Source organism: Butyricimonas sp. RTP31003st1_G1_RTP31003_210430 (genome assembly GCF_040920905.1).
GTDB lineage: Bacteria > Bacteroidota > Bacteroidia > Bacteroidales > Marinifilaceae > Butyricimonas > Butyricimonas paravirosa.
On record NZ_JBCOSQ010000021.1, the window covers coordinates 26,436 to 40,687 of the forward strand.

The following is a 14,252-nucleotide window of genomic DNA, read 5'->3' on the forward strand; positions in this document are numbered from 1 at the left end:
ATTCATAATACATTACTTCGTCGATTGTTGCTCAACACGCACAATCTTAATCAACGTTTGAGAATCCGATCCCCACTTCTTATCAGTATTAATCAACAAAGGTTCAAATTCTCCGGTTAAAGAACGGGAAGTAATTTCTAAATATGTCACGTCGCCCACCTTGGAATCCTCCGTCGGCCATATCGTAATAATATACTCCCCCTCATCAATAGCACTATCGGGCATCAACATTTCATCGGTTACCCGCATTACAGCCATCTTGAATCCCACGGAATTTCTTAAAGTTGGTGTCCACTGTTGCTTACTATTCATCTTGAATCGAAAATTCACCGCCCCTTCTCGATCACGAGGCAAAACGGGATCTGTTACAGAAACCCATACATCCGTATTATCCTTATCACCATCAAGAGTACAATTATATGACGGATGTTCCCCCCCATCCAACTCATAAATATCTTCAGTTTCCCAAGGTAACACCTTATACGTAACAATTACTGTCCCTCGGTAATCCACCCAACATAATACCTGGTAACACTTTCCTCGCTCGATTGCTGGCAAATACACTTCCTTTGTCCTCTCGTTTCCACCATTCACCGTGTACACGATCTCTATCACGTTTCCATCATTATCACCCGGTTGATCAACATTATTATCCTTGCTCCCATAAGGATTTTCAAACAGAAAAACATTACCCTCCATGAGTAACTCGTAATCATCCGCATTAGTTGTTTTGTTCTCCAAAGTTTTAGCTACAACACCATTATTTTTCAAATTAATCGGTTTACCTGCCGGATAACGACCCACAGCCTGTAACTTATCAAGTGACACCGGAAAAACATAATTCTTTTCTCGCATACCATTTCGCAATACTTTGGCACTCTTCACCACCAATCCATCGGAATTCACGTTCGGTCCTTTCGCAAAATAGAGCTCCAATTTTCCCGCGGGATAAGACAATTTTAATTCTACTGGCTTATCTTTATTAACAATCAAATGCCCCTCATGACCTTCTGCTCCATTTTCTACACCACCGCTCACGGTAATCTCGACCTCTCCTCGACACGTCAACGGAAGTTTTTCATCATTAATGACAGAAGTAAACGCTATCTGCTCCAAATCTGCCCGAGACATATTCTTACTAAAACCTTGCCCACGTTCATACTCCACAACTTTATCATCCGCAATAGCGTAAAACGCCATTTCTTGTTCACTCATCGTTTTTTGGACTACATCCATCATAAAGCTACCCTTTTCCTGCTCAGAAGAGGTTAATTCATGATACCCGACCTGCTCCTCTCCCCAGAACGCATACACTTTCAGTGAGGAAATTTCAATGTCACTCCCGTCTAGCTTGGCCCGCGAACCAAGATTCACACGCACCCCAAGTGTATCTTCTGTTGTTTTTCCGGACATATCCTCATCAGTACAACCCGAGAACAAACCACCGAGACAACCGCCAAGCAATACGGTTAAAAATATTTGTTTCATATTTTGCATAATCATCTCTTTTAAAATTCAGGTTTAACATCCGGAACGACAAACCAATCCGGCACTCCAATTTCCACACCAACCGACTTGAATTCGAAATGAATCGGAATCACCACCTCATGTTTACTGCAATCAATTTTCGGGTTTGCTCTTAGAAATTCCGCCAAATTTATTTTAGCAATCTCATTTCCATTAACATCCCGCACACACACGTCAACGGCCGAATGATCCGAATGACGCATTATATTGGATAGGGCATTAAATTGCCCATCACTATATTCTGTATCAAGTTTATAATCCACAGGATTACCACCTGCCTTATTCTCGAAGTTCGTATAGGGTAAAACACCGCACACTTCTATCGACAGGTTAGACTCAGCCGGAACTCCAGCCACTTCCACAAGCACTTTATAATGCGAACTCGCAAAAAGAAGTTCTCTATTTTGATCCTCTTCCGTCACCGTCAATTCCAACGATGAATAGTAAAGCGGATCATTACTGGATATTGTCTCTTTCTTAAAATATTCTGGGGCTGCACAATAAATCTTGTCACAATCCCCGCAATACAGGTCATTCACCTGATCTTTTATCAAGTTTCCAAAACAGGTAACCCGGTATGTTCCCGGTTCCAACTCTGGTAAACAAACACTACGTTGTGCTAACTCATCTTTAGTTAGCTCTCTCATCGTTACAAGTTGTTCGTTCTTGTCGAAAACATACATCACAACGCGCTCGATCTTCTCGTTAAAAATCTCGGCAGTACCGTCGCCCTTGTAACTCAACGACAAGGTGTTCACGCTGTATTTCGGGCAATCATCCATATCCTCCTTGATACAACTACTAAACATCCCTACCGCCAGCAGCATGAATAATAATTTATTGAATATCTTCATATCTGTATGTTTTACATCATATTTATAGTTTGAAGAAGAAGGGAGGAGTCCGAAACCTCCCACCTCTTCTGTTTTCATTCGTCTAGCCCTTTTACTGTATATTAAAACTCAGGAGTTACAGTAACAACAGACCAATTTACCGGGGTAACAGTAACATCAATACATTTTTCAGTTTGATCCGGATCGCTTTCATTAAACACGAAATCGATTTTATAAATTGTACCTGCTACAAACTCTGCGATAGGTGTATTACCATCCTTCAAATTTAATGTAGCAAGAAAAGTCGGGGCTGGTTGTGCATTTTCCTCATTTTTTGTTCCTGTCATTCTCACAACAATCTGAGGTTTTGCTCCCGGGAAAAAGTTATAAGCCAAAACTTCATCAACAGTACCCACGGCTTTTGTGTTTGCATCCCATGTTAATTCTAAAGGAGCAGCAAATTTATCATTATTCCATCCATCTTCCAATCCTTCAAAGAAAGGTTCAACAGAACCACTATTAATAACTGTATTCTCTAAATCATCTTCTTGAACCTCAGCTGTAGACAAAATTGTCTTCGTGTAATAATTATTCAAAGCGACATGATTAATTGTAAATGCCTTATATTCACGATCCGCCTCTGCCTCTGCAAAATTACAAGTAAAGTTTGCGATTTCAATACGAGCGATACGAGGAGCAACTTCTACATTTGCGGTATAAAGCATATGTCCTTCTCCATCAACTTGAGCTTCTGTTAAACCTTTTTCTCCGTAAAGGCTCAATGCTCCAATTTGTTCTTCTTGTTGAGTCTCAATGGCAAGCTCTTCTTCTAATACTTCAACTTTTGTCACGCCACTTATTACATCTATCTTATCCATATTACCTACAACAATAACCTTACTCACATTCGCCGGTAAGAAATGGAACGTTGCTGGAGTAAGATCCAAGCTTTCTCCTTGCTGTGATTCAAAATAGTGTTCAGATTCAGCAGTTCCATCTGCTTTCTTACCCAAGTACAAAGTCGTACCATCAGTAAAAAAAACTTGAAAACGTTCAAGAACAACCTTATCTGTTTCTTCAAGGGGGTCTCCCATTGAACGAGAGCCAGCCTGTACATTGGCTAAATTAATTGTCACACTCTTGGGACTTTGATCATCAATTCCCTTATCACTTTTTTCACAGGCTACTGCTCCTAGAGCAACTAGCGCAACCATAACTAACTTGTTTAATTTCATAAACTTCAACATTTTAATTGCGGACTAAAAATTATTCAAACTATATTTATATCTACTATTTCAACTGTTTCAAGTTCTTCTCAGCCTCAGCGTGTCCCGCCTTAATTGCCTTCTCGAACCATTCGATAGCGATCTCTTCCTCCTCCATCATCATGTAACAAACACCGATGGAATTGAACACCCGGTCGTCGTTTTTGTAAGCCTCCAAGGACTTCAACGCCTCCGCATACTTCCCGGCACGAATCAACTCGTTCGCGGCGTTCACGGCATCGGCCACCTTGTCCGCCAGTACATCGTAGAAGACAGAAACGTAACACGCATTACGTAATTCCGGGTAAAACTCCTTCAACATGTAGCGATAAGGTTTACCATTTTTCAAGTTCATCAACGCAGCTTTACGCCCCGTTCCTAACGTGTTATCGTCAAGAATGGCCAACACTTCATCTTTATACTCCATGTTTGAAGCCGCGACCAACGCGCGCAAACCATCCCAGTTTTCCACCCCGTTCACCAGGACAAAATCCTCGTCACGTAATTCAGGCATCTCGCCTCGAATATACTCTTTCAAAGCAGCGGCACGTCCCGCGCCTAAACGAGTGTTCAAGGACAACCCTCCTTCAGGAGAGGCAAATCCTGTAATCTCGACTCCTTGCAGACGCAATTTTTCCATGTCCCCGATCTTGCGGATTCCCGCCATGATCTCGTCAAGGGTTGCCTTGTTGTTATAGGCATCGGGATTCAACACCGTTTTCGACACCGGGAAGAAGACTTTCATGTCCTTTTCCTTGAACACCCAACGCTTGCGTGCCTCGACCACCTCGAAATTCTTCGCGGACGGTTCTACCGGGGTCACTTCTGGCACGGGCGCCACGTAAACAGGACCCACCGGGACACCCTGGTCACCACCACAACACTCGCAGCCACAACCTTCCGTGTGATAAGCGATCCCCAGGCCGGCCTCTTTCATCCAGCGCTCGTAAGGAACTCGCTCGGAGTATTCAAGCGTCCCCCCTTTCAAGAAAACGTTGTAGCCTGTTAGGGTCCACTCCTTGTTACCCGCCAAGAAATGTTCTTGGCGTTCCCTGCGGAAACGGTTTTTACCGTATAATTGCGCCGGTTCCAGCCATAACGTGTCTGGCCCCGAGTGAAGGTAAGGACGAAGAACCACCTTCTGACGACTACGGGCATACTCTGGCATATCACGAATGTCAAAACGCACCTCCACCTCCCGACGGTCCTTCTTCACCGACGGGTTTTCCACCTGTACCTGGGCTCCTAACTCGCCCGACAAGAACGCCACCGAGCAAGCCAGCAATATATTTCTCGCTTTCATAATAATCTATCCTATTTTATCAAGTAAACTAAAGTCAAGCCGGCCTTCGTGATCCCGAAACGGCTCTTCTTGTTCGAACCCCGGAAATCACCGCACTTCACGCAATCGTAAACATCGTATTTACCGTAGAGGTAACCGCCACCGATCGTGGCCTCCAGGTTCCAACGCCGCCCCAGTATCCAGGAGTAACCGTAAGAGACACCGAACAGCATCCCCCAACCCTCGTAACGGTGATCCTTCATCCGTTTTGGGAACTGCGGTAGGGGCAAGCGCACGCCGCTCACGTTGTATTCAGAGAACCCGGCATGGAGCCCGAAAAAATGCCCTTGAAAACGTTCGCATAACCAGTAACGAAATTCCGGCTGGATTAAATAATGTTTCATCTTTTTGTTCTCACCCTTGTCCAGGTTCCACGGGTTGTACCCGCCGAAAAGTTCTAACGAGGTTTTCTTACCCAAGCCAAACTCGAAACCAAGATTTGGAGTTGTTGTTGCCCAGTATAACACATTGGTCTTAACCGCGACTTTCTGTGCAAAAACACGGCCCCCACCGAACAATAAAAGTATCAGCAAGGCCAGTACACACGATTTCTTCATGTCACCTTCTTTTTAATTATAGTATAATTATCCTTCTACTACACCGAAAACCCAATCTGACACGCCGAGAGATTGACAACATCATATTTTTATCTGATATTGAAACGATTAACACCAAAAATGGCCGATTTAATCGTTCGTTTAAAACAGATACTTAAAAGGCTAAAAAACAACAATCCAGTTATCCACTACATTGCAAACGTTTTCTATTAAGTATCATTATTTTACAATAATATTTTGTTTTTTAATATATCATCCATACCTTTGTATCAGAAAACCAACGTTTTAACCAACAATTTTACTTACGAAATATTCATATAATTTGTATAAAACGACACCTAAATAGTTGTACTTTTGGTTGCCATTATTTAATACAAATTATTATGATTATTGCCTATCTGAGAGTCAGTACAGAAAAACAGAATTTACTCAATCAAAGATCTGAGATTGAACGCTTTGCACTACAAAAGAACATCAATATTGATCGTTTTATCATGGAAATTGCGAGCGGAAAAAAAGCAGGCAAAGAGCGTCAATTAGGAAGTCTGCTGAAGAAACTCAAAAAAGGAGACACCCTAATCGTTACCGAAATTTCACGTTTAAGTCGAACCCTGACAGACATCATGAGCATCATGGGTAAATGCCTGGAAAAAGGAATTGTTCTCCACAGCGTCAAGGACGGCTATACTTTCGATGACTCCATCAACAGTAAAGTGTTATGCTTCGCTTTCGGACTTGTGGCTGAAATAGAACGTAACCTGATCTCCATGCGGACCAAAGAAGCCCTAGCTTTAAGGCGAGCAGAAGGAGTTACACTCGGACGTAAAAAGGGAAGTTATACAAAATTGAAGATATTGATGGACAATCGTCACACGATCATCAAAATGTTAAAAGAAGGAAAATCAATTATCACGATATGCCGTCACTACGAGCTTTCCCGTGACACGTTCGAAAAATTCAAAAAGAAATGCCCGGATATTTCCGGTATTTTAGCAGAAAAAGCAAAAGATAGAAAAACGGTGACACTCAATCATAAAACTAATACATAAAATACCCCAACAACTAACTGCCGAACTTTACATACGTGAACAAATCCCGAACATTCGACATTTGTTCGCCCATGGTTATCCCTTTGTCTGCCGATGGGCTAGGACAAGAAAACAGCATCTTCATAGCATAAACATAGCAAGAACAATCTCCAGTGTTCTTGCTATGTTTGTGCCGTGTAATTATTGGGTACTTGTCCTAGCCCATCCCCAGCTCTACCCCAGAGCAATCGTGGACGAACGTTGTGATTTCCTCACATCTATCGACTACAATCAATATAATTTCTCCCGATAAATCTTCACCTGCTCTTCCAGATGCTTGATAACATCATCCCCCACACGATTCATCTTGGCTGCCGGAATACTATTTTCCAAAGCCTGAACACCTTTACGTCTGAAACTTTCGCCATACCTGTAACACAAAATACCCATCGCTTCATGAACACGGTAGTCCCCGTTTCTTCCACTTCTCAATAACCTCTCCACCGCATCCAAACCATTCTTGATAACGGCATCCGTTCTCGAATCAGAGGCCAGCACCAAATGCATGACACTCTCCATAACAGCAAGATATTGCTCATCTCCCCTGTATTTTTCCTGTATTACATCAAAATACCGAATAGCACTGTTTTCGGAAACCTCCAGTTTACACTGGTATTTCAAAGCAGCGCTCTCTATATTTTCCGGCATAATTTCGAGTAAATAGAGCGCTTTAAGATATTCCTTTTCTTCTACAAGCCCCTTGACTGTTGCCAGATCAGCCTGAATTCCCTGTTCCGGGACAATTTTAAGCGCCCAGATAGCCATTCGAATGATTTCCGCTAACCTCGGACTCCAACCATCCCAACGTCCTCGAATGATCCCTTGATCATCAATAATTATAGCCGACGGATGATTGCCATGAAACGCCTCCGCACAAGCATCTGCTCCTTTCCCGTAACCGCAAGGATAATGAAGCCCGCGATCTTCCCACCATTTTTGGGCTTCACGCTCCGAAACCGTCTCGTGTGAATCCACTCCGATAAACTGCACTCCCCCGTAAGGCTGCATATTCCGGAATAGCACGGTGTCCAAATCGTGAACCAGATTAATACAACTACCACACCACGTGGACCAGAAATTTATCACGATAAACTTCCCTTTTAACGCCTTGCTATTTAACTTTTTATCAAAATAAAATTCCGGAGCAGGCTCTCCCACTTGTTTAATCATCTCCATCGTATTGCCTGCCGGTTTCCTGTAATCTGTCATCCAACCTTTGGAATAATCTCTCATAAACTTATTAAAAGCCTCGTAATCTTGAGCCTTAACAGCAATAACTGCAAACAATAATACAGCCATGTAAATCAATTTCTTCATCATCATTCTCAAATTAGTTAAATCACAGAGCCATGTCAAAAGAGACACTCCCGCCACGGCCCTGTGACACGAAAATTATTGCACAAAACACTGTATTAAAACAGCACCAAAATACATTCTCTATTTTCCCTTTCTCCTGAACAGCAATAACACACCACCCAGCAGAATCAACACCGGTAGAATCCATTGCAACATCGTCTTCACGTTTCCGGCGGCCTCCGCACCAATCGTCAGGTTATTGTCAACCGGATCGGGACGGGAAGTATCCACCGGGAGTTCCCCGTAAGACAACCATTCAAACATCGACATGATCAGCCCCCCGTTTATAGAAAGTATCCCCCTACGATTCGCCATCACCTCTCCCATACTGAAAGCATCCGCATCCCCGATAACCACAATTCGCTGTTCCTTTCCTGCCTGTTGACGCTCCAAAGCCATCATCGTGGTCTTCGTCCCGGCTTGCTCCCCGGCATTAAGATTCAACAGGGGTGTTTCATTCACAAAATCAATCGTCTCCAACTCGTTCCAGCTCGAAGGATCACGCCCAACCAGTAACGGGGTCACCCTAAAACCTTTATCTTCCACTTGCAAAACCGCTGAAGCCTCCGGCATCACGATCGAGTAAGGCCATTCAGGATGATTGGTTTTTATGTACAAATCGTCCCAAAGTTTAGATAATCCCTTGGCTTCATCGGTAGCTCTACAAAGAAACAGGCTAACCGGATATTCCCTTTCCTCGGCCTGCCCCAAAGCTCCGGGGCCACCACCCGCACCTCTGGCAGAAGGCATACTGGCAGCATTTTTATCCGCTATCTGATCCTGTTTCTGCACCAGAATCCCCGGTTCAAAACGCAATCCCAGTTTCTCCATCAACGGGGCCAAATAACTGTTCGTCCTCGGTTTTCCCGCAATAATCAAGTTCTTCCCGCTTTCCACGTAACGATATAATTTATCCAACTCCTCTTCCGAGAAGGGTTCCCTCGGTTCAGAAACGACCAGCACATCCAAACTATCAAGCAATTGAGAATTACGGCTCAATTTCACGTCCACCACATCAAAACCTTGATTAATCAAGGCCGAACGATAGAGCTTTTCCGACACCATATAGGAATAATCCCGGTTCCGATCTCCGGTAATCGTGCGGGCATAGTGATCCGAGAGGAAACCCACACTTGGTAATTTCATGCCAATCCGTTTTAACGCGGCGGAAATCTCCGTCTCAAAAGGAACCCTTTGAGCATCGTTAAACACCCGTAGAAAAGTCTTTTCCCCGTTTTCACGTTCCAGCAATACCACGAAACGATACCCCTCATCTCTCAAATCCACGTCCGGGTCAACTTTAGACAAAGGAACATATTTTTTAGCATTAACACCTTGAAACTTTGCCATCTCTTTCGCAGCCTCGCTCAACGTTTTCCCGGCAAAACGATGTGCAAAGAACCCATCCGTCGTGTCTGTGTAGTAATAAAACACATAATCCATTTTTGTCTCCGGCTTAAAACGAATATAAGAATTATAGCGTGCTATATCGGCCATCACCTTGGCAGGAGTAATATTGTAAATACTACCAAACAGATTCACGTAAGTCGTCATCTTCAATCCCCCGTCCAACTTGGACACGATCTCCTGGCTAGCTTCGGTCAACGTATTTGTCTTGGTATGCGTCGAATCGTGATACAATCGTAGCATGGGCCGGGAAGTCACGTACCCCAGTAACATCGCCACGATAAACACACCCAAGAATCGCCCGACTTTACTCAACATGGAACGGCGCTCCCGGATAAACTGCAATTTCAAAATCGCAAACCCGAGGAACATGGCCGTCATGATAACGAAATAAAGGAAATCCTCGCTGCAAATCATCCCGTTAATAAACGTACCGGCCCGTCGGTCCAAGGCCAGCCAATACGTGATGTCCCGGACAAAAGTATATTCCTGCCACAGCCCGGACACGAAACGCAGGAAAGTCAACAAAGCCAGCATATAAATAGCCGCCACGATCGGGTAAGTCGTCAGCGTGGACATGAACAGACCGATTGCCGCGTAAGTTCCGAAAAGAAGGTACAACCCCAACAACCCGGTCAACACGGCCGCCCAGTCAAAGGATTCAATCCAACATCCGCCAAGGATAACGTACACCAGCAACACGCTAAACATTAACAACCCGTACATCATCATCCCCAGAAACTTTCCCAGCACGATATGACGACTGGTAATCGGGGCCACGAATAACAATTTGATCGATCCCCGGCTGAACTCTTGGCTGATTAATCCCATCGTCAACAAAGGCATGATCATGTACAACAAATTACTAATCTTGGGCCACAACCCCCGTCCCGTGACATCGAAAAACAACGCCCGGGACAAATCAGACAACCCCCCGCCCCGGAATTCCTGACTTCTAGCATACGCCCAAAGCACATCCGTAAAGTTCATCGCAGTCATAAAGACAAAAAGGATCAGGATCAACCACGCAATCGGCGAGTAAAAAAGATTTGATAACTCTAAACGAGCTATTCTGTATATTGCTCTCATAACATTTACTTCTTAGAATTAATTGATTATTTACCGGACAATTTAGCGAACACGGCCTCCATGGAACTCTTCTCCTTTCGCAATTCTGTCATATCCCATCCCCGGGAAACCGCCTCCCGCATCACTTGCTTGATCGTTCCCCGCTCCCCGTCATACCACAAGCGAACGCCATGATTGTCCAACACTTCCGCCCGTTTGATACCGGGTAACTTCATCAATTCATCCACGACCGGAAGCTGATCAAATTCCAAATAAAGCGTGTTCGGTTCAATATAATTATCAAAATCTTCCGTACTACCGGAAAAAACCACTCTCCCGTGTTCAATCATTTTGATAGAAGAACAGGTGGCCTGCACTTCCGACAAGATATGCGTCGAAAGCATCACGGTCCGATCCACGGCAATATCCTTGATTAACTGGCGAACTTCTAGTATCTGGTTCGGGTCCAACCCGTTCGTCGGTTCATCGAGAACCACGAACTTCGGATCATGTAGGATGGCCTGAGCCAGCCCGACGCGTTGCTGGTACCCACCCGAAAGATTACGCAATAACCGATCTTTCATGTGAGTAATGCCGCAACGTTCCTCGGCAACAGCGATCGCCGATTTAATCTTTTTCTTATCCATCCACTGTATTTCGGCACAAAAACGCAAATACTCGTCGATCGTCAGATCCGGGTACAAAGGCGGTTTCTGTGGCAAAAAACCAATTAACTTACGAGCCTTCACGGGCTCTTTCAACGTGTTTATCCCGTCGATATACACCTCGCCCGTGGTCTGTCTCATCACACCACAAATAATGTTCATCGTGGTTGACTTACCCGCCCCGTTCGATCCTAAAAGACCGACTACCCCGGCTTCATCGATCTGGAAATTAATATCCTCTATCGCCCAGCGACTGGAAGTGTACCGATGATACAAATGTTCAACTTTTACAATTGGATTTTCCATACAAACGATTTATTATTATAAAATTCTAGACATAGTTCTCCCATGACAGCAAGTTGCCATCATTTCTCTATACACATCTTTCAAAGCAAGATTGTATCCCAACTCCTCCTCTGTTTATAGAGGAGGTGGCACGAAGTGACGGAGGAGTTTATTTCAATGTAGTCAACTTATTTACAAAAACTCCCTCCCCCTTCGGGTACTCCCTCTATAAACAGAGGGAGAGTTGAATTACTCACCGTCTTTAGATATTATTTCTAACATCCCACATTATAACTCACAATAAAATAAGTCATTACAGAGATATGTATGCTCTATCGTCACTCAACTACTCGTAATACAACTCACCAATAACCGGTAAATCCACCCCCCAATCTTTAAACGCGGCGACAATAAGATCGTATTTTTTCTTAATGTTCCCCGCCACGTCCATCGACGGATGTAAAAAACCGGCATAATCATAATCCCCGATTACCCAAAACAACGGGTCAGGATAGGAGATTGAATTTACATCTATTTCCAGCATCTCCTTCGGCGTCGTAATAATCATCTCCACGTAATTCCGAATATCCTCGCTCTTTGCCGCTTCCTCGGAGTTCGCCAACCGTCCTAACCAACCTTCAGCCATCCACTCCTCGTAATAATCCGCGGACAAGGTTTTAGAATAATCCGTCACGGAAAGGAAATCCTCCAACTCCGCCATCGGGTAATCATCCACCAACTTCTCCGTCAACATCCACGTGTGCAACTCATTCTTCATCTCCAGCAAATCTTCATTCGTCATATTCTCCACGGACGCATCCCCATGACTAAATATCAGTGTATTGGCGATATTACTGAAATAATCCCGTTCCTGTTCTGCCAGATCCTTATTTCCCAAACGATAACAATAAGTCACATTCTTGGCAAGAATCACCTTTTTCACCATCTTCTTCTTCAGAAGTTCCTTGGAATAATGATTCAAAAACAACTTCTCGATCCACTCCAATTGCTTACCGACATATTCCTCGTCCGGCAACTCCACACGCAAACCGGCATTATAAAACGCTAGCTCACCATCATTAATTTGCATCGTATCATCCACAAATCCCGCCCATCGGTCATTCTCGTTATAATACACATCCTTATCCTCGAACTTATACAGGAAATAAATCCCGCAGTCTTCATACCAGCTCACGATCTTCGTGTCGTAATCGTGATTCCCTTGCGGAAGGACATAACGAAACTCCGGTTCTGTCGAAGGTGTCAACTTTTCGTCATCATCATTACATCCCGTCCACAAAAACAATCCTAATATTATTATCAAAAAATATCTCATAATACCCTTAGTTTTAAATTCCATGACTATTTATTCTGTTCCAATCTGGGATTCAAACGGATCACCTCTTCCGCGATCGGCAACACGTACCTGTTCTTCTGCAAAGTCGCCTCGGTCTTGTTGCCGGAAGCCGTCTCGAAAAGAGTATGATTAATTTCCGGCATACCGTACCTTCTCAAATCACACCAACGATGCATCCAGTCCCCGGCTAACTCCCGACGGCGTTCCTCTTGGTAAAACTGAAACAAATCATCCGGATCCGTGATATTCACCTCCTCATACGTGTACTGATTATTAAAACGGTGGCGACGTAATTCATTCAAATCATCTAAAGCCTTCCGGCAATAAGACGCATCCCCTCCGGCCATATATTTACGGATATATCCCTCGGCTCGATTCAAATACATTTCAGCCGTGCGAATCCCTTGATACACGCCATTATCACTTCCCCCGATAGATAAATAACTCCGGTAATACGTCACAGACGGGAAAGCCATTTTAAAATTCCATGCGAAATACAAGCAACCCCGTATATCCCGGATCGTCTTTTGTTGCACCATCGTTTGGTTACAGGAACCATATAAATCCAACAATTCATCGGAAACTATATAACAAGGATCAGAGGCCTGCATATCTGCCAATTCCCGGTAACCTTCACGCATCCAGATCACCTCGTCCGGCGTTCCGGTAGCATACACGGATAACGATTCCGGGGATCTAGGCAGTCCCCAATTCACCCTGTTCAAATCCAACAGATTCGGTTTCACCTGCAACACGCTGTCCGCGTAAGCTATCGCCCGGTCCCAATCCTCCATGTACAGATACACCCTCGACAAAAGAGCCTTGGCTGCCAAATGACCTATCCTCAAAAAGTTACGGTTATAATCATACTCTGTCAACAGCCGATTACCCCTCAACAAATCCTGTTCGATCTGCCCGTACACCTCGGCCACGGAATTACGAGGAAATCGTTCGTCCCGCACCTCCATCGTCAACTTCAAAGGCACTCCCGGATTCAAATTCGGGTCGCCCTCATTATAAGGCATTCCATACATATTCACCAACATCAGGTAATACATAGAACGTAACGTCAACGCCTCCCCCCGAAGGTTCTCCCTCAAAGATGTCTCCCCGGTCATCTCATCCAGACAATCCAGCACGATATTACATCCCAAGATCTTGTTGTAAGGCAACTCCCAGAAGGCAGCGTCATACCCGCCCCCGGCATTGTTGAACATATCTGCATCCCACAAAAAACGCCACCTCATATTCTCGAAATAAGTCCGGTAACCTTCATTCCCCAACCCGTTACACTTTATATCATCCGTGAAAATATCCATGATATTATACTGCACCTCTTTCTGTCCGGCATCCAGATAAGCATCTCCCAGCAACAACTGTTCTATATCGGTAAGTTCTGTCGGCCGAACTTCGGTTATACTATATTCGTCAAGGAAACCGTCACAACCGACAAGCATCCACAACATAAACGAACCAACGAGTGTTAATACGATCGACTTCAT

11 protein-coding genes are annotated in these 14,252 nt (G+C 44.2%); 1 reads left to right on the plus strand and 10 read right to left on the minus strand.

Features of this window, described 5'->3' with window-relative positions:
- Nucleotides 1–12: 12 nt before the first annotated feature.
- From AB5542_RS08475 to AB5542_RS08495, 5 genes are read right to left on the minus strand one after another with little or no spacing between them, the layout of a single operon-like run.
- The gene (locus tag AB5542_RS08475; RefSeq protein WP_340278288.1) at nucleotides 13–1,497 is read right to left on the minus strand and encodes a hypothetical protein; all 1,485 of its coding nucleotides are present in this window, start codon (nucleotides 1,495–1,497) and stop codon (nucleotides 13–15) included.
- An 11-nt stretch (nucleotides 1,498–1,508) separates the two neighbouring features.
- Nucleotides 1,509–2,459, minus strand: coding sequence for a FimB/Mfa2 family fimbrial subunit (locus AB5542_RS08480; RefSeq protein WP_087419420.1), 951 nt, complete (start codon nucleotides 2,457–2,459; stop codon nucleotides 1,509–1,511).
- A gap of 23 nt (nucleotides 2,460–2,482) precedes the next feature.
- Nucleotides 2,483–3,595, minus strand: a complete 1,113-nt coding sequence (locus AB5542_RS08485; protein WP_087419419.1) for a hypothetical protein — start codon at nucleotides 3,593–3,595, stop codon at nucleotides 2,483–2,485.
- Nucleotides 3,596–3,650: 55 nt separating this feature from the next.
- Nucleotides 3,651–4,928: a hypothetical protein gene (locus AB5542_RS08490; RefSeq protein WP_270543073.1), complete on the minus strand. Its 1,278-nt coding sequence runs from the start codon at nucleotides 4,926–4,928 to the stop codon at nucleotides 3,651–3,653.
- Between the two features lie 11 nt (nucleotides 4,929–4,939).
- The gene (locus tag AB5542_RS08495; protein WP_118303090.1) at nucleotides 4,940–5,524 is read right to left on the minus strand and encodes a DUF3575 domain-containing protein; all 585 of its coding nucleotides are present in this window, start codon (nucleotides 5,522–5,524) and stop codon (nucleotides 4,940–4,942) included.
- 383 nt (nucleotides 5,525–5,907) lie between these two features.
- On the opposite strand from AB5542_RS08495, the gene AB5542_RS08500 reads away from it, so the two are divergent.
- Nucleotides 5,908–6,573 (plus strand): recombinase family protein, encoded by a 666-nt coding sequence (locus tag AB5542_RS08500; RefSeq protein ID WP_118303088.1) that lies wholly within the window; start codon nucleotides 5,908–5,910, stop codon nucleotides 6,571–6,573.
- A gap of 270 nt (nucleotides 6,574–6,843) precedes the next feature.
- Here AB5542_RS08500 and AB5542_RS08505 read toward each other — a convergent pair whose 3' ends face one another.
- From AB5542_RS08505 to AB5542_RS08525, 5 genes are all read right to left on the minus strand, one after another.
- Nucleotides 6,844–7,935: a TlpA family protein disulfide reductase gene (locus tag AB5542_RS08505; protein ID WP_368243030.1), complete on the minus strand. Its 1,092-nt coding sequence runs from the start codon at nucleotides 7,933–7,935 to the stop codon at nucleotides 6,844–6,846.
- A 114-nt stretch (nucleotides 7,936–8,049) separates the two neighbouring features.
- Nucleotides 8,050–10,464 (minus strand): Gldg family protein, encoded by a 2,415-nt coding sequence (locus tag AB5542_RS08510; protein ID WP_270543071.1) that lies wholly within the window; start codon nucleotides 10,462–10,464, stop codon nucleotides 8,050–8,052.
- Nucleotides 10,465–10,490: 26 nt separating this feature from the next.
- Nucleotides 10,491–11,414, minus strand: a complete 924-nt coding sequence (locus AB5542_RS08515) for an ABC transporter ATP-binding protein (protein WP_118303082.1) — start codon at nucleotides 11,412–11,414, stop codon at nucleotides 10,491–10,493.
- 325 nt (nucleotides 11,415–11,739) lie between these two features.
- Nucleotides 11,740–12,729 carry a hypothetical protein gene (locus AB5542_RS08520; RefSeq protein WP_340278294.1) on the minus strand — a complete coding sequence of 330 codons (990 nt, stop codon included), beginning with the start codon at nucleotides 12,727–12,729 and terminating at the stop codon, nucleotides 11,740–11,742.
- Between the two features lie 26 nt (nucleotides 12,730–12,755).
- Nucleotides 12,756–14,252: a RagB/SusD family nutrient uptake outer membrane protein gene (locus tag AB5542_RS08525; RefSeq protein ID WP_279039324.1), complete on the minus strand. Its 1,497-nt coding sequence runs from the start codon at nucleotides 14,250–14,252 to the stop codon at nucleotides 12,756–12,758.